Raw genomic sequence first — 20,526 nt, forward strand, 5'->3', positions numbered from 1 at the left:
AAGCTTCGATTCGAGAACGGAACGATCCGCCTCATCCCCGCCGGGCGGTGGCGGCCAGTTGCAGCAGCGCCCGCTCCGCCAGCGCCGGACCGAGGGCGGCGTTGCGCCGGGCGGCGAGCAGGGCGTCGTCGAGCGTCAGCAGCGCCCGTTCCAGCCGGGCGGCGGTCCAGCTGCGCAACGCCTTCTCCACCAACGGCTTGCGGCGGAAATGGATCGCCGGGCGGGCGCCGTCGAGGGCGCGCTCGACGCTGCCGCCGGCCTCGATGGCAAGCCGCATCAGATGCAGCCCCTGCGCGGCGCGGGCGACCGAGCCGAGGATGACGTCACCGCGCATGCCTTCGCCGAGCGCCTTGCGATAGGCCTCCGCCGCCTCCGCCGACAGGCCGGCGAGCGCGGAATCCACCACCTCGTCGAGGGCCAGCGCCGAGGCGTCGCCGACGATGTCGCGTACGTGCCGGGCGGTGATGCGCGGCTCGCCGGCGGCGTAGAGCAGCAATTTCTCGATCTCGCCGCGCGAGGCGAGGCGGTCGCCGCCGAGCAGGCCCATCAGTTCCTCGCGGGCGTCGCGGTCGATGGCGATTCCGGCGCCGGCGGTCATGGTGTCGATCAGCCGGGCGAGGTCGCGCTCGCTGTCGGCATAGCAGGCGACGGCCAGCGCGCGCGGCGAGGATTCGCAGGCGGAACGGAGCGGGGCGTTCTTCTTCAGGTCGCCGGCCTCGATCACCACCACGGCCTCGAGCGCGGGCATGGCGAGCAGCGCCTCAACGGCTGGGACGACGTTCTTGGCGCCGGCCCGCAGCGAGATCACCCGGCGCCCGCCGAACAGCGCCACCGTCCCGGCCTCGTCGACCAGCCGGCCGGGATCGCCGGCGATCTCGTCGCCGTCGAGCCGCACCAGGCCGAAGGGATCGGTGGAGCCCTCGCCGGCCTTGGCGAGGAAGCTGCGGGCGCGCTCGCGCACCAGCCCGGTATCCGGGCCGAACAGCAGCAGCACCGGCCGCAGCGGATCGATGCGCGACAGCGTGGCCTCGACATCCGCGGGCCGGACGGCGACCATGACGCTCAGTTCCGCGGGCGGGCGGAGGTCGGGGTACCGATGACCGGCGTCGTGGGATCGGTGACGAGGGTCGAGGCGGAATTCGGGCTGACGGTCGCCCCGCCCTTGGTGGAGAAATAGACGGCGAGCTGGGTGCGGATGGTCTGCGCGACCACGGTGGAGGCGCGGTTCTGCGCGTCGCGGATGGCGCGGGCGCGGGCGAAGCGCTGATAGCCCGAATCGATGGAGGCCTTGCCATAGGCATTGGAGGCCATGACCGGCTTCTTGTCGTTGCCGGCCTCGAAGAGCTGCCACTTCGAATCGACGGTGATCATCTCGACTTCCGGCAGGCCGGAGATCGGGTCGATGATGGCCGCGGTGGTGTTGTCGGTGACGTTCAGCACCAGCCGGTACGGCGCGCCGACCGGATTTCCGGCGCCGCCGGTGAGGGCGAAGATCAGGTCGTTGCGCACCTCGTTGCCGACGCGGCCGGGAGCGAACACCACCTCGACGTCGCCGAGCTGGTCCTGGAGGCCGGTGCCGGCCTCGTTGGTGCTGTTGGCGTACATCGGCCGGAAGCAGCCGGCGGTGAGGCCGGACAGCAGCACGACGCCGGCGAGGGCGAAGAGGCGGCGGCGGGTGGGCGCGGGGCGGCGCGACAGCTCAGGCGACGACATTCACGATCCTCTGCGGAACCACGATGATACGCTTCGGTGCGCGCCCGTCGAGGGCTTCGGCGATGAGATCGAGCGCCAGCACCGCCTGCTCCACCTCGGCAGGGCTCGCCGCCTTGGGCACGGTGATCTCGCCGCGCTTCTTGCCGTTGATCTGGATCGGCAGCGTCACGCTGTCGTCGACGAGCAAGGCGGGATCGCTCGCCGGCCAATGAGCGGTGGCGGCGAGGCCGGCGCCGCCGAGCACCGTCCAGCATTCCTCGGCGAGATGCGGCACCATCGGCGCGATGACGGACACCAGGATCGACGCGGCCTCGCGCAGGGCGAAGGCGAGGTCGGGCGCCACGGTTTTCGCCTTGCGGGCGGCCGAGAGGGCGTCGCCGAACTCGTTGGCGAAGCCGTGCACGCGGGCGACGGCGACGTTGAAGCGCAGCCGCTCGACATCGTCGGCGACATTGGCGGCCAGACGGTGGGAGGCGCGGCGCAGGGCGGTCGATTCGGCACCGAAATCAGCGGGCGCGGCGGTGGCCGCCGGGGCTAGCGCCACGGTGTCGCCGACCAGCCGCCAGATGCGCTGCACGAAGCGCCAGGCGCCCTCGATGCCGGCGCTAGTCCATTCGCTGTCGCGCTCCGGCGGGGTGTCGGAGAGCATGAACCAGCGGGCGCAGTCGACGCCATAGGTGTCGGCCACCACTTCCGGCGGCACGACGTTGCGCTTCGACTTCGACATCTTCTCCGGTGCGCCGACGGTGACGGGCTCATCGGTGCCGACCCGCACGGCGGTGCCGTCCGGGCGCTTCTCGACCTCCTCCGGGAACAGCCACTTGCCGGCCTGGTCCTTGTAGGTCTCGTGGACGATCATGCCTTGGGTGAACAGGCCGGCGAACGGCTCCTTCACCGAGACGCGGCCGATCTTCTGCAGCGTGCGGATGAAGAAGCGCGAATAGAGCAGGTGCAGGATCGCGTGCTCGATGCCGCCGATATACTGGTCGACCGCCAGCCAGGCGTCGGCGGCGTCCTTCTGCAAGGGCGCGGTGCCGGGCTCGGAAGCGAAGCGGGCGAAGTACCAGGACGAATCCACGAAGGTGTCCATGGTGTCGGTCTCGCGCCGGGCCGGGGCGCCGCATTGCGGGCAGGCGACATGTTTCCATGTCGGATGCCGGTCGAGCGGGTTGCCGGGCTGGTCGAAGGTGACGTCCTCGGGCAGGCGCACCGGCAGCTGGTCCTCGGGAACCGGGACAGGGCCGCAGCTCTCGCAATGGATCACCGGGATCGGGCAGCCCCAGTAGCGCTGGCGCGAAATGCCCCAGTCGCGCAGGCGGTAATTCACCGCCCGCTCGCCGACCGGCTCGTTGCCGCGGATCTCGTTCTCGAGGCGCAGCGCCACGGCTTCCTTGGCGTGGGGCACGCTCTTGCCGTCGAGGAACTGCGAGTTGAACAGCGTGCCGTCGCCGTCATAGGGGCCGTCCGCCACCGAGAACTGTGCCGGATCGGCGCCGGTCGGCAGCACGACCGGGACGATCGGCAGGCGGTACTTGGTGGCGAAGTCGAAGTCGCGCTGGTCATGCGCCGGGCAGCCGAAAATGGCGCCGGTGCCGTAATCCATCAGCACGAAATTGGCGACATAGACCGGCACCGACGGCCCGCCGAGCGGATGGGCCACCTTCAGGCCGGTGTCATAGCCCATCTTCTCCTGGGTCTCGATCTCGGCGGTGGAGGTGCCGCCGCGCCGGCATTCCTCGACGAAGGCCTTCAACGCCGGATCACCCGCTGCCAGCGCCTCGGTCAGCGGGTGGCCGGGCGACAGCGCCAGGAAGGAGGCGCCGAACAGCGTGTCCGGGCGGGTGGTGTAGACCTTGATTTCCTGCGGCAGCTCCGCGGCAGCGTTCTCCAGCGCGAAACGGACATGCAGGCCTTCGGAGCGGCCGATCCAGTTGCGCTGCATGAGGCGCACCTTGTCCGGCCAGCGTTCCAGCGTGTCGAGGCCGGCGAGCAGTTCCTCGGAGGCGTCGGAGATGCGGAAGAACCACTGGGCGAGCTTGCGGCGCTCGACGAGGGCGCCGGAGCGCCAGCCGCGGCCGTCGATCACCTGCTCGTTGGCGAGCACGGTGTTGTCGACCGGGTCCCAGTTCACCTCGCTCTCGCGGCGATAGACGAAGCCGGCCTTCAGGAACTCGATGAAGATGCGCTGCTGCTCGCCATAATAGGAGGGATCGCAGGTGGCGATCTCGCGCGACCAGTCCAGCGACAGGCCGAGCAGCTTGAGCTGCTCGCGCATGGTGGCGATGTTCTCGTAGGTCCACTTGCCCGGATGGGTGTTGCGCTCGATGGCGGCGTTCTCGGCCGGCAGGCCGAAGGCGTCCCAGCCCATCGGGTGCAGGACGTTGAAGCCCTTCATCCGCTTGAAGCGCGCCACCACGTCGCCCATGACGTAGTTGCGGCCGTGGCCGATATGGATGCGTCCCGACGGATAGGGGAACATCTCCAGCACGTAGTATTTCGGCCGCGGATCGCCGTTGGCGGTGCGGTAGATGCCGCGCTCGTCCCAGATCTTCTGCCAGCGGGGCTCGGCCTCGCGGGCATTGTAGCGCTCGGTGGTGGTCGATGTCTGGGGCGAAGGCGATGTCATGGAAGCCGGTCTTGTCGTCGCAGTCGTGAAAGGCGGGCGGGATGTGGCGAGCCGGGCGGTCGCGCGCGGGAAAATCGCACGCGCGGAACGGCGGCGCCGGACTAGGGCACGAAGTCGGCGCTCCGGTCAACCTCCGGCGGCGCCCGGTGCCGGCGCGGTGCCGGCCTCTCCGCCGGCCGGGTAGACGTGGCCGGCGATGCGGACGCGGTTGCGGCCGGCCTCCTTGGCGGCATAGAGCGCCCGGTCGGCCGCCATCATCAGGTCGCTGCCCCGCAACTCCGGCGCCGGCGTGCAGGCGGCGCCGCCGACGCTGATGGTGACGGGGCCGCCGACCGACGGGGTATGGGCGATGCCGAGCTCTCGCACGGTGGCGCGCAGCCGCTCGGCAAGCTCGGTGGCGGCGGCCGGCGTCGCATCCGGCATCAGCACCGCGAACTCCTCCCCGCCGATGCGGGCGACGACATCGTTGCCCTGGACGGCGGAGGCGAGCGCCTGGGCGACGCGATTCAGGCAGCGATCGCCCTCCAAATGGCCGAAATGGTCGTTGTAGGGCTTGAAATCGTCGATATCGATCATCAGCAGGCCGAGCCGCCGGGCCGTGCTCCATTGAACCGCGAAGACGGCGTCGAAGCTGCGCCGGTTGGCGATGCCGGTGAGCGGATCGAGGCTGGCCAGCGAGCTCAGCCGGCGGTTGGCGCTGCGCAGCGCGTCCTCGCGGCGCGTCAGCTCCTCCGCCATCGCCTCGAAGGCGGAAGCCAGCGGCGCCAGCTCGGCGATCACCACCCTGCCGCCGGCGCCGTCGTCCTCCCGCTTGCCCTGGCCGAAGCGGGTGAGGCGCTGCGACAGCGCCAGCACGGGCGCGACGATGAGCGTCTCGCCGACCAGCCACAGCCCGAGCAGCATGACGAGGGTGGCGACCAGGAGCGTCATCGCCGCCCGCCAGGTCGCCCGCTCGACCTCGCGCGTCACCGCGCTCATGTCGAGGCCGACGATGAGGTGCATGTTGCTGCGGGGCAGGCGGCTATAGCCGTAGAGGCGCGGCACCCCGTCCGCACCCTCGGCGATCAGCGTGCCGAGGGTGCGTGCCAGGGCCTGCTCGACGACGGGGCTATGGCGCAGGTCCTGCCCCGCCAGCGTGCCGTCGTCGGGCGTGGCGCGGATCACGGTTCCGGTGGGATCGATCAGCAGCACCTGCGAGCGCAGGTCGAGGTCGGTGGTGTAGGAATCCGGGAACAGGCCGGAGATCCCCAGCCGCGCCACCACCACCGCGCGGACCTGGCCGTCCTCCTCCACCGCCGGCGCCGCCATGTATATGGCGGGGGACTGCGTGACGAAGCTCTGCTTCACCGTGCTGAAGTTGCGTATGCCGTGCATGGCGATGCGGAAATATTCGCGCTCGCCGATGTCGAGGCCCTCCGCCTCGGGGGTCGTGGTGCAGACCACATGGCCGTCGGTGTCGGCGAGGCCCAGGCTCTCGATGCTGGGGGCGGCATCGAGCACGGTGTACAGGCGCGTGCATTGGGGCGGCGGCTCGTCCGACGGGTCGGCCTTGGCCGCCAGCGCCATGTCGGTGGCCAGCGTGGTCAGGACGGCGTTGGCGGCGGCGAATTCCTCGGCGTATCGGCTGATGCCCTGCTGCACCAACTCCATGGCCCGCAGGCGGGATTGCTCGACCGCCTCCGCGTGGAGGCTGAAGATGCTGACGCTGCGCTCGCCGATCACCAGCGTCATGACGCAGACCACGAAGGTCGCGAGGCGCGCCCGGAGGCTGACGGTTCGCGTTCGCGAACGGACCGTGCGGGGAAGCTGCAACCAGGAAGCGCGGGGAGAGGAGGTGCCGTCGGCACCCCGATCGTTCGTCACCGATGCGTCGTATGTGCTCTGACCTACGGGAAGCGACGCTAACCCGTGTCCTGGCACGCGGCAAGGACGGACGGGCGAAATCGCGCCTGCCGTCTGTCAAATCGCGTCATTGCTTGGCATATGGAGCATCTGTCCGTCGCCGTCCGAAGGATGCCCGCATGAGCGCCGCCCCTCCCGCCGCTTCTTCCGCCCCCTCCCCCGTCGCGCTTCGGCTCGCCGAGGTCGAGGCCGCCATCGCCCGCGCCTGCCGCGATGCCGGCCGGCCGGCCGAGGCGGTGAAGCTGATCGCCGTGTCCAAGACCTTCGATGCCGAGGCGATCCGTCCGGCGCTCGCCGCCGGCCACCGCCGCTTCGGCGAGAACCGGGTGCAGGAAGCCAAGGCGAAATGGCCGGAGCTGAAGGCGGAATACCCCGATGCCGAGCTGCACCTCATCGGGCCGCTGCAGACCAACAAGGTGCGCGAGGCGCTGGCGCTGTTCGACGTCATCCATACGCTCGACCGGCCCTCGCTGGCGAAGGAGCTCGCCAAGGAGATCGCCCGGGCGGACGGCAAGGCGCCGCGGCTGATGGTGCAGGTGAACACCGGCGAGGAACCGCAAAAGGCCGGGGTGGCGCCGCTGGAGGCCGATGCGTTCATCAGGATGTGCCGCGAGGACTACGGCCTGCCGGTGGAAGGGCTGATGTGCATCCCGCCCGCGGAGGAGCCGGCGGCGCCGCATTTCGCACTGCTCTCCACCATCGCCCGCCGCAACGGGCTGGCGACGCTGTCCATGGGCATGAGCGGCGACTACGAGACCGCGGTGGCGCTGGGCGCCACCCATGTGCGGGTCGGCAGCGCCATTTTCGGCGGGCGTCCGCCGATCCCGGCGGGCTAGCCGACGACGAGGGCGGTGCGGGGCCCGATACGCGCCAGGAGCCGCAGCAGGTCGGGACGGCGGAAGGCGATGCAGCCGGCCGTGGGCTCGAAGCCGGGGCGCGCCAGATGGAGGAACACCGCCGAGCCGCGCCGGGCGCGGCGCGGGCGCTGGTTGTGGTCGAGCACCACCACCAGGTCGTACAGATCGTCCGGCCGCCACATCTCCTCATGCGAGGCCCCGAGCGGCGCGCGCGCCGGCCGGTTGTAGCGTCCGTGCTCCGGCGCGTCGCACCACAGATCCTCCGGGCGGGTGCGATGCAGGGGAAGGCGGCTCGCCGGCCGGCGGCCATGATCGGCGCGCCAGCGCAGCTGCAGCGGATGCCACCTGCCGGCCGGGGTGGCGCCGTCGCCCTCGCGCTTGTCGTGCCGTATCCCGCTACGCCCGAGCGCCACCGGCGCCGCGAATCCGGGGCCGATGACCACGCCTCTGGTGGGGCATCCGGGCCGGGCGACGACGCGCAGCCGGGAGATCGTCCCCGGCTTTTCTTTGTGAAACCTCTTCTTCTTCACGCGTTTTCCGTTCACGATCACGTCACGGGGCCGGCTGTATCGCCGTTTGGCGACGCGGCCACTCTTGCCGAAGGGGCCGAGCCTGCCTAGTCGGGAAACGTGATCGACGTCGAAGCTGATATCACGCCTGCGTTTCGAACGACGGCACGGGCAGGGCAACTCAAGCGATCGGAAGCTGACAGATGGCGAATGCTCAAAGAGTTCTGGTGGTCGACGACGACAGGGAACTGCGCGAGGCGCTGGTGGAGCAGCTCGCCCTCTATGACGAGTTCGAGGTGGTGGCCGCCGACAGCGGCCGCGCCGCGCAGGAGGCCGTCGACGCCGGCCGCATCGACCTGGTGCTGATGGATGTCGGCCTGCCGGACGGCGACGGCCGCGAGGCGGTGCGCGCCATGCGGCAGAAGGGCTTCAAGGCGCCGGTGATCATGCTGACCGGCCACGACACCGACAGCGACACCATCATGGGGCTGGAAGCCGGCGCCAACGACTATGTCGCCAAGCCCTTCCGCTTCGCGGTGCTGCTCGCCCGCATCCGCGCCCAGATGCGCTCGCACGAGGCGAGCGAGGACGCGGTGTTCACCATCGGGCCGTATACCTTCCGCCCCGGCGCCAAGATGCTGGTGACCGAGCGCAATTCCAAGATCCGCCTCACCGAGAAGGAGACGGCGATCCTGCGCTATCTCTACCGGGCGGGGAAGAAGCCGGTGGCGCGCGAGATCCTGCTGCAGGAGGTGTGGGGCTACAATTCCGGCGTCACCACCCATACGCTGGAGACGCATATCTACCGGCTGCGCCAGAAGATCGAGAAGGATCCCTCGCATCCCAATCTGCTGGCCACCGAGGCCGGCGGCTACAAACTGGTACCCTGACCGCGCGGCAGGTGATTCACTCGCGCGCGACTGCTGATTCGCGTGGGCGATTCGCCCCCGCGCGCTGGAGGTGGGCCGGGCGATGGCCATCGAGGACGACATAGCGCTGCTCGAAGGCGTGCCGCTCCTGCAGCTGCTCGGCCGCGAGGGGCTGCGGGTGATCGCCATCAGCGCCGATACGCGCAGCCTCAACGAGGGCGAGGTGCTGTTCCGCGAGGGCCAGTTCGCCGATGCCGCCTATGTGGTGGTGAGCGGCCGGCTGCGCGTCTCCCACGAGAATCCCGAGCGCAGCGCCAAGCCCGGTCACAATGAGGAAGTGGGGCCGGGCACGCTGCTCGGCGAGGTGGCGCTGATCACCGATACCAAGCGGCCGGCCACCGCCATCGCGCTGGAGCCCTCCGCGGTGCTGCGCATTCCGCGCGTCATCTTCATGCGCACGGTGGAGAGCTATCCCGAATCGGCGGTGCGCCTCGCCGAGACGCTGAGCGCGCGGGTGAGCGCCACGCTGGGCGAACTCGAAGGCGTGCGCCGCCGGCTCGACGCCATCGGCACGCCGGCGGGCGGGCGCTGAGGCGCGCCGCCGGAGCGGATGTCGCGCCATGATCCCCGTCACCAACCGCATCAGCCTCGCCGAGGAGGAGATCGTCGAGGCGTTCGTGCGCGCCTCCGGGCCCGGCGGCCAGAACGTCAACAAGGTGTCGAGCGCGGTGCAGCTGCGTTTCGACGTGCGCGCCTCGCCGAACCTGCCCGAGGCGGTGAAGGAGCGGCTGGAAAAGATAGCCGGCAAGCGGCTGACCAATGACGGGGTGATCGTCATTTCCGCCCAGCGCTTCCGCACCCAGGAGCGCAACCGCGAGGACGCCCTCGCCCGCCTTGTCGAGATGATCCGCGAGGCGGCGGTGGTGCCGGTGACGCGCCGCCCCACCCGGCCGACGCTGGGCTCGAAGATGCGCCGGCTGGAAGGCAAGGCGCGGCGTTCCGGCGTCAAGGCGCTGCGGCGCGACAAGCCGGGCGGCGGGGGCGAGGAATAGCCGGCTCTTTCCTTGCGGTGCCGTAGCGACGTCGATGGGTGGGCTTCGGCGGTATGGTGGCTTCCAAAGCTGTCGCCCGGACGGAAACGTCGGTGCGATCTGATGTGAGACCGATCATCCGTATCGGGATGTTTTCAGTGGCAGGCGCGCCCGACTTTTTGACGCGCTCCGGCGTCCACGACCTGGCGTGATGTTCAGGAGGCGTGTCGTCGTTGTCTGGATGGCCTCAGAAATCCGAGGCGATGCCCTTCACTTCCCAGTCGCCATAGCGCACCGGCTCGGGGCCGCCGCGCCCGTCGATCTCCTTCGGCAGCGGCGCGGGCGCGCCCTGGGCCGCGCGGCGGGCGGCGGCCTCTTCCAGGGCGCGGCGGGCGGCGGGCGGCAGCTCGCGCGGCGGGGCCGGCGGGGGCGCGGGAGAGTTGGTGTCGTTCTCGTCCATGGCCCATTGGAACCACCGCTCGGGCCGGCGCGTCAAGGCATGACCGACAGCCGCCATGGCGGGGGGCTTTGGTCCGTCGCCGCGCGGCTCCCTTGCGTCAGCCGGTGCCGCTTCCCATCCTATTCCCGACGAGGCGCCGCGGAACCGGCGCCGGAAGAGGGCATCGATGAACTATTTTCGCACGGCGATCCTGCTGGCGGGGATGACGGCGCTGTTCATGGCCGTGGGCTACATGATCGGCGGGTCCGGCGGCATGATGATCGCGCTGGTGGTCGCCGCCGGCATGAACGTCTTCAGCTACTGGAATTCCGACCGCATGGTGCTGTCCATGTACGGCGCCCGCGAGGTGGATCGCGCCAGCGCGCCGGAATTCGTCGGCATGGTGGAACAGCTCGCGGCCCGCGCTGACCTGCCCATGCCGCGCGTCTACATCATCGACAGCCCGCAGCCCAATGCCTTCGCCACCGGCCGCAACCCCAGCCATGCCGCGGTGGCGGCCTCCACCGGCCTGCTCAACGCGCTCTCGCGTGAGGAAGTGGCCGGCGTGATGGCGCACGAGCTGGCGCATATCAAGCATTACGACACGCTGACCATGACCGTCACCGCGACGCTGGCCGGCGCGATCTCGATGCTGGCGAATTTCGCGATGTTCTTCGGGCACAACCGCGAGAACAACAATCCCTTCGGCGTGATCGGCACCATCCTGATGATGATCCTCGCCCCGCTCGCCGCCATGGTGGTGCAGATGGCGGTGTCGCGCTCGCGCGAATATGTCGCCGACCGCGAGGGCGCGCTGATCTGCGGCCAGCCGATGTGGCTCGCCTCGGCATTGGCGAAGATCTCGAACTACGCGCATCAGGTGCCGAACATGGAGGCCGAGCGCAACCCGGCCACCGCGCACATGTTCATCATCAACCCGCTGTCGGGCGAGCGGATGGACAATCTGTTCTCCACCCACCCGGCGACGGAGAACCGCATCGCCGCGCTCGAGGCGCTGGCGCGGGAAATGGGCGGCGCGGCCCCGGCCGGCTCCGGCTGGGGTGGGCAGCCGCAGGGCGGTGCCGGCGCGACGGCGCGACCCTCGTCGGATCCGTGGGGGCGAGGCGGCGGCCAGAAGGGCGGCCAGGAGGGCGGGCGCCGTGGCCCCTGGGGCTGAGCCGCGTATCGCGGCCGGCTCGAGGGGTGGCCCGGCGCGGACCCGATAAGGCCCTGACGCGAGCCTGGCGGGCGACGCCGAGGGACGCGAGGAGCCATATTCCACGCAATGCCGGCGGCACGCTTGAAAAACCGCGGCTTCGCGGCTATCAGAGGCGCCGTCGACGGGTGTCCGTGCCGCGGTAGCTCAGCTGGTAGAGCAACGCATTCGTAATGCGTGGGTCGGGGGTTCGAATCCCTTCCGCGGCACCATTACCCCCCGAGCGGGGCCGAACGGTCCGCTTCTTCACATTGATGGCTACGTGCGAGCCCGGCCGCGATGCTTGCCGCGCGCTCGCGGCTTGCCGCTGGGCGCCAGCCGGGGCGCGCCATCGGGAGGCGGTCAAGGACCCGGCACCGGGAGAGCGACGGCGCGAGGGTTCGCGCCGTCCCTGCCGATCGGCTTCCCGTCAGCGCCAGACATACCAGCAGTTGCGGAACGGCCGGCCCCAGCGGTCGCGGCGCCAGCCGCAGACCCGGCGGCGACGGCCGCGCCAGCGACGGCGGCGGCGCCAATAGCCCGGGGGCGGGCCGGGAGGCGGCCCCCAGCCGTGGCGGGGCGGACCCCAATATTGTGCGTCCTCGATGGCGGTGCCGTCCGGGGTGGCGGCAGCCGCGGGGTCGGGCGGGGCGAGGCCCTTCAGCTGATCGAGCGGCGTCGCCTCGGCCGGGGCGGCGAAGGCGAGGCCGGCCGTCGCCCCGGCGCCGATGGCGCCGGCGAGGCCGAGAAGAAATCCACGTCTGTCCACGTCTGTTCTCCCGCAAGGGGACGTCCCGCTTCGGCGCGGAGGCGGCCCATCTGCCGCTGCAACGCCGGAACCGGAACGTGGGTTTCGCCGACCCAGCCGGCAGCATCCCGCCGCTTCGCGTCAGCACCCGGGCGGAAACGGGGCCGAAGCATGCCTTCCGCGGGGAGAAGTCGGGAGCGGATCGCCGGAAATGCCGCGCCGGCGGGCGCCGCGATCCTGCGTGGACGCAGAAGCGACGTGCCCTGCGGATCGGCGGGCGGGGCTGCGCGGCGGGCGGAAGTGCCCTGCCGGTCTCGGCCTATAGCAGCTGGGCGACCTCGAAATGCATGCCGTCCGGCCGGGTGTTGAAGTGGCCGCCCCAATAGAAGCCGTGCCGGTTGGCGATCGGCACCAGCTCGCGCAGGCATCCCTTCTCGCCCATCGCCGCGGGCTCGACGCCGAGCGGATTCCAGGCGGCGTTGATGTCGAAGGCGGTGCCGAAGGCGTGGTTGGACAGCTTGGTGGTGCTCTTGCGCTGGAAGCGCGCCACGAAGGCGCCGTCATAGGTGAGGATGCGGTCGAGCAGCCCGGCCTTCTCCCATTCCAGCCACAGCGCCACCAGCTGGTCCTTCGCCTTGACGTGGAAGCGGATGGCGAGCGGTCCCGGCTTGCCGAGGAAGCTCTTGAGCGGGATCTCGACCTTGACGATGTTGCGCGTCTCCCAATCGCCGAGGATGCGGATGTTCTCGGGATTGCCGGCGACGGGGGCGTGCACGAACTGGAAGGCGCCGAACAGCTTCTGGCGGTCCTCCAGCGACAGCAGCGGGCGGAAGCCGGGGCGCGGGGGGAAGTCGGGCGAGGAGAGGTCCAGCGCCGCCGGCGGCGGGGCGATGCCGACCAGTTCCTGGGCGAAACTCGGGCACTCCCGCACCCGGCCCCAATCCTCGTCGTCGGACACCCGCATGGCGTCGTTGAACCAGGCGACGAACCGGTCGATGTGCTGGCCGGTGCCGCGCGGGAAGCAGTGCAGCTTCCAGCGATTGGCGCCCGCCTCGTCGCGCTTGAGCGAGCCGGCATTGTAGGCCGCGGCCACCCGCGGCGGGTCGAGCTGGGTGGAGCTGCGCTGCTTGGCGATGTAGGCGGTGCCGGCGTCGATCGAGGTGGCCGGATCGAGCAGGTCGTCGGCCTTCAGGCTCTCGCGCCCGGTGGCGAAGCGGGCGGTCTTCACCAGCGTCTGCATCAATCCGACGCTCTCGTCGCCGATCTGCGGCTCGGCACGGCGGGCACCGGGATTGCCGGAGCTCTCGGTGGCGATGGTGGCGACCACCAGCTCCACCGGCACGCCGTATTTCTTCGCCGAGGCGGCGCAGAGCGGGCCGAACCGGTCCCAGATGCCGCTGACGGTCGTGGGCTCGCCCGGCGTGCCCTCGGCGCGGGCGCCGTCTATGGCGATGCCGGCCGGGGTCAGCGCCCAGCTCACCCCGTCGGGAAAATGGCGGTGCGGGTGGGTGAGCTTCGGCATCAGCTCGGTGAGCACGCTGGGGCTCATCGGCTTGGCCGGCTCGGGCGCCGGTTCCTCGGCCGCCGGGGCGACGACGACGCCCGGGGACGGCGAGACGGTGGCGATCGACCCGTCCTCGGCGACGACGATGGTGCCCGCCGGCGGCGACTTGGCCTGCGACACCGTCTTCGCCACTTCCTCGACGGTGCGCATGTTTTCCTTCGCCTGCCGCTCCTGGCTCTCGGCGGTGCGCTGCTGCAGGCCGGCGGCGAGCACGTCCTTGTTGCGCGAGCTCTGCGAGGAACCGAGCCAGAAGCTCATCACCGTGGCGAAGGCGGCGGCGAGGGCGCCGACGCAGATATTGATGATCTGGATGACGAAATCGGAGCGCGGCTGCACCAGAGCGGCGATCTGCGCGGGCTGCAGCGTGCCGATGATGTCGGCGAGCTCCTCGGGGAGCTCGGGCGGCTGCGGCACTTCCAGCCGGTTCTTCAGCAGGAGGAACATCGCCAGCACCAGGAAGAAGCCGATGGTGACGATGTAGGACAGCACCATCGGCGTGCGGGCGACGATGGTGTCCTTGTCGAGCAGCGTGCTCAGCAGCTGCCGGGCGCCGGTGGTGTCGGCAAGGTCCTGCTGGCGCTGCTCCAGCGCCGCCTTCTCGCCGGCGACGATCTCGTCGAGCCGGGCCTTGTGGGCGGCGAGGTCGCGGTCGAGCGCATCCTTGCGGACCTGCGCCTCCTGCGCGATCTCGTCACGCCGGCGCTGCGCCTCGGCCTCCAGCTCCAGCCGCTTCTCCTCGGCGACGATGCGGGCAAGGGACAGCCGCAGCTCGGCCGCGGCCGCCGGGTCCTGGTCGACCTTTTCCTGGGCGGTGGTGGCGTCGAGCGAGCCGGTGGTGCGGGCCACCGCCTCGACCACGGCGTCGGCGACCTTGTCGCCGCGCTTGCCGACAAGGAAGTCGAGCAGGCTGGGAAGAAGATTACCGGCAAGCAAAATCAGCGGATTCATGAGGCCCCCCAGCCTGTTCATGTCACGCCAATCGGATGTCTGCTGCACTGTGACCCAACGGTAGCACAACCCCGGGGCGCGGGACAGGCCAGCCGGCGCCGCCGCGCTGTCCGCCCGCCGCGTCATCGCCATTGCCGCCGGGCGCCGGCGCCCTATGTGCCCTGTTCCGGCACGCGCGCCGGAACGTGCCCGGGCGGTGCCGGCGAACCGGCGGGAGAGGGCCATGCTCTTCGAGGATCGGATCGATGCCGGGCGCCGGCTGGCGGCGACGCTGGCCGCCTACCGGTCCCGCCGCCCGGTGGTGCTGGCCCTGCCCCGCGGCGGCGTGCCGGTGGCGGCGGAGATCGCGCGAAGCCTCGCGGCGCCGCTGGACCTGCTGCTGGTGCGCAAGATCGGCCTGCCGGGCCATTCCGAGCTGGCCATCGGCGCGGTGGTGGACGGGGCGGCGCCGCTCATCGTGCGCAACGAGGCGTTGATCCGCAGCGCCCATGTCGGCGAGGAGGCCTTCCAGCATGTGTGCCGCGACGAACTGGCGGAGATCGAGCGCCGCCGGACCCGCTATCTCGGCGGGCGCACGCCGGTGCCGGTGGCGGGACGGGTGGCGATCGTCGTCGATGACGGCATCGCCACCGGCGCGACGGTGAAGGCGGCGCTGCGGGCGCTGCGGCGCCGCGAGCCGGCGGAGCTGGTGCTGGCGGTGCCGGTCGCGCCGGCCGAGGCGGTGGCGGCGCTGCGGCGGGAGGTCGATGCGCTGGTCTGCCTCGCCACGCCGGAGCCGTTCGGTGCCATTGGTCGCTTCTATGAGGATTTCGGCCAGCTCAGCGATGCGGAGGTGATCGCGATCCTCGCGCAGTTCCCGGCCGAGGCCCGGCCGCCGGAAACCTGAACCAGCCTCGCGCGGCGCGTCAGTCGGTGGTGAGCAGCGGCGCGTCGTTCCAGAAGTGCCGGCGGTCGGCGAGGAAGCGGGCCGCGATCGCGCTGGCGTGGCGCACCGCCTCGGGGGCGGTCCTGCCGCGCAGCAGCGCGTCGATGTAGCCGGCGGCGAACACGTCGCCGGCCCCGGTGGTGTCCCCGGCGCCCGCGACGGCCGCGACCGGCAGGGCGGTCTGGCCGGTCGCCTCGACGAGATGCACCGGCCGCGGCCCGTCGGTGAGCACCAGGGTGGAGAGCGACGGGCCGGCGATCCGCCGCGCCTGCTCGAAACTGTCCGGCCCGAGGGGGATGCCGCCATCGGGCGCCGCGCCGATCAGCACCTGCGCCGGGCGCCGTTCCCCCGCTTCCAGCGGCACCTGCGCCACCACGATGGTTTCGCGCGCGAGGCCGGCCAGGACATCGGGCTGCATGCGCCGGACATTCACATAGGCGATGTCGGCGGCCCGCGGCGGCACTGCGTGGAGGCGGCGCGCCTCGGTCGTGCGCGGCGCCAGGATGGTGCGTTCGCCGGCCGGGTCGACGAAGATGTCGAGCGGCACTGTGCGGCGGCCGGATCTCCCGATCGCGCCGATATCGAAGCCGAGCGCCACCAGCCGGTCGAGGCAGGCCTGGCCGAGATCGTCCTCGGCCAGCGTCGCGACGAGAGTGACCGCATGGCCGAGCGCCAGCAGCGCCGCGCCGGTGTTGAAGCCGCCACCGCCGCATCGCAGGGCGTGGCCCTCATAGGTCAGGCGGGCGCCGCCGCGCAGCGGCGCGTCCAGTCGCCAGATGCGGTCGACATTGACGCTGCCCGCGACAAGGATGTGGCCCATCTTCGGCTGCCCTTCGGCGGGCGCACCTTGCGGCCCGCCGCGATGTCCTCGCAGGTTCGGCGGCGTGTGGAAAGCCCCGCGGCGGGGCGTCGCTGAAACGAAACGGGCGCCCGTGAGGGCGCCCGCGCGGGGATGGTATCGGCCGGCGCCTAGTTCGGCCGGCGTCTGGTCGGCTTCACCTTGATGGTGAAGCACAGCAGCGCGGCGAGGATGGGCCCGGTCGCCAGCGTGAGCAGCGCCGGGGTGAAGCTCTGGGTGGCGTCGCGGATCCAGCCGACGAGATAGGGGCCGGCGAAGCCGCCGATCTGCGCGAAGCCGTTGATGAAGGCGAGGCCGCCGGCGGCGGCGGCGCCGGTGAGGAACTGCGTCGGCAGGCTCCAGAACACGCCGAGTACCGCCCAGACGCCGAAGGCGGCGATGCAGATCAGCACCAGACCCATCGTCGGATCGGAGGCGAAGGCGCTCGCGCCCAGGAACACGCCGCCCAGCAGGGCCGAGAAGGCGGTGTGCCATTTGCGCTCGCCGGTGCGGTCCGAGCTGCGCGCCACGGCGACGAGGCCGATGGCGGCGAAGATGAACGGGATGGCGGTGACGAGGCCGGTCTGGAAATCGGTGAGCCCGCCGATCGACTTGACGATCTGCGGCAGCCACAGCACCACGCCATACACCGCCATGGCGTTGAACATGTAGATGACGGTGAGCAGCCAGACGCGGTAATCGCGGAAGATGGCGCCGAAATCGTGTGCGCCCACCGCCTTCACTTCCTCATGCTCGCGCTCCAGCTCGGCGATCAGCCATTTGCGCTCGGGCGCGGTGAGCCAGCGCGTGTCCTGCTCCGGCCGGTCGACCAGGTAGAACAGGGTGATGATGCCGAAGATCACCGCCGGCACGGCTTCGAGGATGAACAGCCACTGCCAGGCGACGAGGCCGAGCCAGGTCGGGTTGGCGGAGAGGATCCAGCCGGAGATCGGCGCGCCGATCACGGTGGACAGCACGGTGGCGGTCATGAAGCCGGCGGTGGCCTTGGCGCGGTCGCGCTGCGGGAACCAGTAGGTGAGGTAGAGCAGGATGCCCGGCACGAAGCCGGCCTCGGCGAGGCCGAGCAGGAAGCGCATCGCGTAATAGCTGTACTCGCCGCCCACGAAGGCCATGCCGCCGGAGATCAGGCCCCAGGTGATCATGATGCGGGCGATCCAGAGCTTCGGCCCCACCTTCCGCATGATCATGTTGCTGGGGATCTCGAAGGCGATGTAGCCGATGAAGAAGATGCCGGCGCCAAGGCCATAGGCCGTCTGCGACAGGCCGATGTCCTTGTTCATGTGAAGCGCGGCGAAGCCGACATTCACGCGGTCGAGATAGTTGATGATGAACAGGACGAAGCAATAGAACACGATCCGCCAGCGCAGCTTGCCGAGCACGCTCCTGCGGATGGCGTCGTCACTTTCGACCGATGGCACTCCCGTCGCGACCGACATCGCGTCTCCTCCTTGGCGGGATCGATTGGTGGTTGGAGCCGCGCCCGGCGGTGCGGCGACCGCCGCGCGAGGCTCGACGGCTTTGGCCCGACGGGGCTTCAGTAGGTGGCGCGCCCGCCCGACACGTCGAAGACGGCGCCGGTGGAGAACGAGGCCTCCTCGCTGGCGAGCCAGCACACCAGCGCGGAGATCTCCTCGATGGCGCCGAAGCGCTTCACCGGGATCTTCGACAGCATGAAGTCGATATGCGCCTGGGTCATCTGGTCGAAGATCGGCGTCTTCACCGCCGCCGGGGTGATGCAGTTGACCCGGATGTCGGTGGTGGCGACTTCCTTGGCGAGCGACTTGGTGAAGCCGATCACCCCGGCCTTGGAGGCGCTGTAGGCCGAGGCGTTGGGGTTGCCTTCCTTGCCGGCGATGGAGGCGATGTTGACGATGCGGCCATAGGCCTTCGTCTCCATCGCGCGGATCGCCGCCTGGTTGCAGTAGAACAGGCCGTTGAGGTTGACGTCGATCACTCGCCGCCAGGCCTCGGCCGGATAGTCGCGCACCGTGGTGTTGGGGCCGGTGATGCCGGCGCTGGCGACGAGGATGTCGAGGCCGCCGAGCGCGGCGGTGCTCGCCGCCATCGCCTCGGCCACGGCCGTGTCGTCGCAGATGTCGAGCGCCTGCACGTCATGGGCGCCGGTGGCCTGCCTGGCCGCGGCGAGCGCGTCGGCCTGCAGGTCCCACAGGCTGACCTTGGCGCCCTCGGCGACGAGGCGCCTGGCCACGTCGAGGCCGATGCCGGACGCGCCGCCGGTGACGACGGCGGCGCGGTTGGCGAAACGATCGGGGAACAGCATGTCCGTTCTCCTCAGCCGCGCGACCAGGCGACGACGGCCTGGCGCTGGGTGCCGAGCTTCTCGATGCCGAGCGTCATCACGTCGCCGGGCTTGAGATAGACGGGGGCCGGCTTCTTGCCCATGCCGACGCCGGGCGGCGTGCCGGTGGTGATGATGTCGCCGGGCAGCAGCGTCATGAAGCGGCTGACATAGGCGACGATGGTGGCGCAGGAGAAGATCATGGTGCGGGTGTTGCCGGTCTGCATGCGCACGCCGTTGACGTCCAGCCACATGTCGAGCGCCTGCGGGTCGCCGACCTCGTCGGATGTCACCAGCCACGGGCCGACCGGGCCGAAGGTGTCGCAGCCCTTGCCCTTGTCCCAGGTGCCGCCGCGCTCGATCTGGAACTCGCGCTCCGACACGTCGTTGACGAGACAATAGCCGGCAACATGATTGAGCGCGTCCGCCTCCTCGACATAGGAGGCGCGGGTACCGATGACGATGCCGAGCTCGACTTCCCAATCGCCCTTCACCGAATCCTTCGGCAGCATCACCGTGTCGTCCGGGCCGGACAGCGAGGAGGTCGCCTTGGTGAAGACCACCGGCTCGGTGGGGATGGGCAGGTTCGATTCCTCGGCATGGTCGACATAGTTCAGGCCGATGGCGATGAACTTGCCGACATTGGCAAGCGGCACGCCGAGGCGCGGGGCGCCCTCGACGAGCGGCAGCGTGGCCGGATCGACGGCGGCGAGCCCGGCCAGCGCGGCGGGGGCCAGCGCCCGGGAATCGATGTCGGCGAGCCGGGCGGACAGATCGCGGATGCGGCCCTCGGCATCGAGGAGGCCGGGCTTTTCCTGGCCCGACGGGCCATAGCGCAACAGTTTCACGGCGGAGGATTCCTGAAGGAGGGCGGGACGGACTGCCTCGAGCCGGTCCCGTCCGGCGGTTCCCGGCGGTGACGTCCGCGAGGCGGCGAGGCGAACTCAGTCGGGAAGGGCAAGGCCCGGCGCAGCGATCGCTGCAGCTTCATCTCCCAAGGTGGTTTCTTGTTGTTGAAATCCCATATAATGGGATTTATGTTTCATATGTGGAATAAAAGCGCAGAAGATGGCACGGTGTCAAGGCGTGGCGGGCGCTCGGACGCGCTGCGCCCGCCCCGTCGCGGCGGCGTTGTCGGTCCTGCCTGCGGCCGCTAGGGTCGCCGCACCGATCTCCAGGGAGACATGATGGCCAAGGAAACGCCCGCCGTGGATTCACCTGCCGTGGATTCACCCGCCGTGCCGCCGGACGGCGCCCGCCCTTCCGCCTCCGGGAAGCCGGAGGGGGCCGCGCCCTCGGGTGCGCAGACGCTGCTGCGGGGGCTCGACGTGCTGGAAGCGGTGGCGGCCGGCCGGGGCGATCTGGCGAGCCTTTCGCGCGAGCTCGGCATGACGCGCACCACGGTGCATCGGCTCGCCGCGGCGCTGGTGGAGCGCCGCTACCTGAATTTCGTGCCACGCCAGGGCTACAGCCTCGGCCCGAAGCTGATGGAGCTCGGCTTCCGCGCCCAGCGCGACATGCCGCTGCGCCAGGCGGCGCACGCCCATCTCCGGCAACTGGCGGAAAAGACCCAGGACACGGTGCAGCTGGGCATACTCGACGGCGACGCGGTTCTCTATCTCGACAAGGTGCCGGGACAGCGGCTGTTCGAGATCCGCTCGACCATCGGCGACCGGCACCCGGTCTGGTCGACCGGCCTCGGCAAGGCGCTGGTACTCGACATGGACGAGGCGCGGTGGAACGGCTTCTACGGCGCCGGCGGGCCGCGCCCCGGTGCACCGGCGGCGCTGACGCGGGAGGCCTGGCTGGGGCGGATGCGGGCCTATGCCGCCAACGGCATCGCCTTCGACATGGAAGAGACCGAATCGCAGCTGCGCTGCGTGGCGGCGCCGATCCGCGACGCCAGCGGGGCCATCGTCGCGGCGCTGAGCGTCTCAAGCATCGCGCAATATATGCAGCCGGAGCGGATGGACGCGCTGTCGGCCGAAGTGCGCCGCACGGCGGAGGCGATCAGCGAGGCGCTGGGCTGGCAGGTACCGTGA

The 20,526-nt window shown here is 70.6% G+C and carries 19 protein-coding genes and 1 tRNA gene; 8 read left to right on the forward strand and 12 right to left on the reverse strand.

Annotated features, from left to right (window positions below; translation table 11 throughout):
* Nucleotides 1-31: 31 nt before the first annotated feature.
* From holA to KHC19_RS26345, 4 genes are all read right to left on the reverse strand, one after another.
* Nucleotides 32-1,057: a DNA polymerase III subunit delta gene (gene holA, locus KHC19_RS10985; RefSeq protein WP_213352397.1), complete on the reverse strand. Its 1,026-nt coding sequence runs from the start codon at nt 1,055-1,057 to the stop codon at nt 32-34.
* A 5-nt stretch (nt 1,058-1,062) separates the two neighbouring features.
* On the reverse strand, nt 1,063-1,713 hold the full coding sequence (locus tag KHC19_RS10990; protein ID WP_213352398.1) for a hypothetical protein: 651 nt from the start codon (nt 1,711-1,713) through the stop codon (nt 1,063-1,065).
* Complete coding sequence (gene leuS / locus KHC19_RS10995) at nt 1,700-4,339, reverse strand: leucine--tRNA ligase (protein ID WP_213352399.1); 2,640 nt, start codon at nt 4,337-4,339, stop codon at nt 1,700-1,702. The genes KHC19_RS10990 and leuS overlap by 14 nt, the downstream gene beginning before the upstream one ends.
* 126 nt (nt 4,340-4,465) lie before the next feature.
* Nucleotides 4,466-6,202 carry a sensor domain-containing diguanylate cyclase gene (locus KHC19_RS26345; protein ID WP_213352400.1) on the reverse strand — a complete coding sequence of 579 codons (1,737 nt, stop codon included), beginning with the start codon at nt 6,200-6,202 and terminating at the stop codon, nt 4,466-4,468.
* Nucleotides 6,203-6,360: 158 nt separating this feature from the next.
* Here KHC19_RS26345 and KHC19_RS11005 point away from each other — a divergent pair, with 158 nt between their 5' ends.
* Nucleotides 6,361-7,077: a YggS family pyridoxal phosphate-dependent enzyme gene (locus KHC19_RS11005; RefSeq protein WP_213352401.1), complete on the forward strand. Its 717-nt coding sequence runs from the start codon at nt 6,361-6,363 to the stop codon at nt 7,075-7,077.
* Here KHC19_RS11005 and KHC19_RS11010 read toward each other — a convergent pair.
* Nucleotides 7,074-7,628: a L,D-transpeptidase family protein gene (locus tag KHC19_RS11010; protein WP_343207691.1), complete on the reverse strand. Its 555-nt coding sequence runs from the start codon at nt 7,626-7,628 to the stop codon at nt 7,074-7,076. The genes KHC19_RS11005 and KHC19_RS11010 overlap by 4 nt on opposite strands.
* 182 nt (nt 7,629-7,810) lie before the next feature.
* Here KHC19_RS11010 and KHC19_RS11015 point away from each other — a divergent pair, with 182 nt between their 5' ends.
* The 3 genes from KHC19_RS11015 (at nt 7,811) to arfB (ending at nt 9,528) form a co-directional block, all read left to right on the forward strand.
* Nucleotides 7,811-8,497 carry a response regulator transcription factor gene (locus KHC19_RS11015; protein WP_213352403.1) on the forward strand — a complete coding sequence of 229 codons (687 nt, stop codon included), beginning with the start codon at nt 7,811-7,813 and terminating at the stop codon, nt 8,495-8,497.
* Nucleotides 8,498-8,579: 82 nt separating this feature from the next.
* Nucleotides 8,580-9,068: a cyclic nucleotide-binding domain-containing protein gene (locus tag KHC19_RS11020; RefSeq protein ID WP_213352404.1), complete on the forward strand. Its 489-nt coding sequence runs from the start codon at nt 8,580-8,582 to the stop codon at nt 9,066-9,068.
* A gap of 28 nt (nt 9,069-9,096) precedes the next feature.
* Nucleotides 9,097-9,528: an alternative ribosome rescue aminoacyl-tRNA hydrolase ArfB gene (gene arfB / locus KHC19_RS11025; protein ID WP_213352405.1), complete on the forward strand. Its 432-nt coding sequence runs from the start codon at nt 9,097-9,099 to the stop codon at nt 9,526-9,528.
* Between the two features lie 226 nt (nt 9,529-9,754).
* Here arfB and KHC19_RS11030 read toward each other — a convergent pair whose 3' ends face one another.
* Nucleotides 9,755-9,967 carry a DUF1674 domain-containing protein gene (locus KHC19_RS11030; protein ID WP_213352406.1) on the reverse strand — a complete coding sequence of 71 codons (213 nt, stop codon included), beginning with the start codon at nt 9,965-9,967 and terminating at the stop codon, nt 9,755-9,757.
* 166 nt (nt 9,968-10,133) lie between these two features.
* Here KHC19_RS11030 and htpX point away from each other — a divergent pair, with 166 nt between their 5' ends.
* Nucleotides 10,134-11,123, forward strand: a complete 990-nt coding sequence (htpX, locus tag KHC19_RS11035) for a zinc metalloprotease HtpX (protein ID WP_213352407.1) — start codon at nt 10,134-10,136, stop codon at nt 11,121-11,123.
* 175 nt (nt 11,124-11,298) lie between these two features.
* Nucleotides 11,299-11,374, forward strand: a tRNA-Thr gene (locus KHC19_RS11040).
* A gap of 197 nt (nt 11,375-11,571) precedes the next feature.
* Here the strand turns inward: KHC19_RS11040 and KHC19_RS11045 are convergent.
* Together KHC19_RS11045 and KHC19_RS11050 are read right to left on the reverse strand one after the other, a co-directional pair.
* On the reverse strand, nt 11,572-11,910 hold the full coding sequence (locus KHC19_RS11045; RefSeq protein WP_213352408.1) for a hypothetical protein: 339 nt from the start codon (nt 11,908-11,910) through the stop codon (nt 11,572-11,574).
* Between the two features lie 298 nt (nt 11,911-12,208).
* Nucleotides 12,209-14,401, reverse strand: coding sequence for a transglycosylase SLT domain-containing protein (locus KHC19_RS11050; RefSeq protein WP_213352409.1), 2,193 nt, complete (start codon nt 14,399-14,401; stop codon nt 12,209-12,211).
* Between the two features lie 223 nt (nt 14,402-14,624).
* Here KHC19_RS11050 and KHC19_RS11055 point away from each other — a divergent pair, with 223 nt between their 5' ends.
* Nucleotides 14,625-15,287 (forward strand): phosphoribosyltransferase, encoded by a 663-nt coding sequence (locus KHC19_RS11055; RefSeq protein WP_213352410.1) that lies wholly within the window; start codon nt 14,625-14,627, stop codon nt 15,285-15,287.
* Between the two features lie 19 nt (nt 15,288-15,306).
* Here the strand turns inward: KHC19_RS11055 and KHC19_RS11060 are convergent, their stop codons facing one another.
* The 4 genes from KHC19_RS11060 to KHC19_RS11075 all read right to left on the reverse strand — a co-directional run bounded on the left by KHC19_RS11060 (nt 15,307) and on the right by KHC19_RS11075 (nt 19,332).
* A complete protein-coding gene (locus KHC19_RS11060; RefSeq protein WP_213352411.1) occupies nt 15,307-16,146 on the reverse strand; it encodes a PfkB family carbohydrate kinase in 840 nt (279 codons plus the stop codon).
* Nucleotides 16,147-16,295: 149 nt separating this feature from the next.
* Nucleotides 16,296-17,621, reverse strand: coding sequence for an MFS transporter (locus tag KHC19_RS11065; RefSeq protein WP_213352412.1), 1,326 nt, complete (start codon nt 17,619-17,621; stop codon nt 16,296-16,298).
* Nucleotides 17,622-17,719: 98 nt separating this feature from the next.
* On the reverse strand, nt 17,720-18,466 hold the full coding sequence (locus KHC19_RS11070; RefSeq protein ID WP_213352413.1) for an SDR family oxidoreductase: 747 nt from the start codon (nt 18,464-18,466) through the stop codon (nt 17,720-17,722).
* A gap of 11 nt (nt 18,467-18,477) precedes the next feature.
* Nucleotides 18,478-19,332 (reverse strand): 2,4-didehydro-3-deoxy-L-rhamnonate hydrolase, encoded by an 855-nt coding sequence (locus KHC19_RS11075; protein ID WP_213352414.1) that lies wholly within the window; start codon nt 19,330-19,332, stop codon nt 18,478-18,480.
* A 360-nt stretch (nt 19,333-19,692) separates the two neighbouring features.
* On the opposite strand from KHC19_RS11075, the gene KHC19_RS11080 reads away from it, so the two are divergent.
* Nucleotides 19,693-20,526, forward strand: coding sequence for an IclR family transcriptional regulator (locus KHC19_RS11080; protein WP_343207692.1), 834 nt, complete (start codon nt 19,693-19,695; stop codon nt 20,524-20,526).

Origin of the sequence: Ancylobacter oerskovii, assembly GCF_018390555.1 — a bacterium.
GTDB classification, from domain to species: Bacteria; Pseudomonadota; Alphaproteobacteria; order Rhizobiales; family Xanthobacteraceae; genus Ancylobacter; species Ancylobacter oerskovii.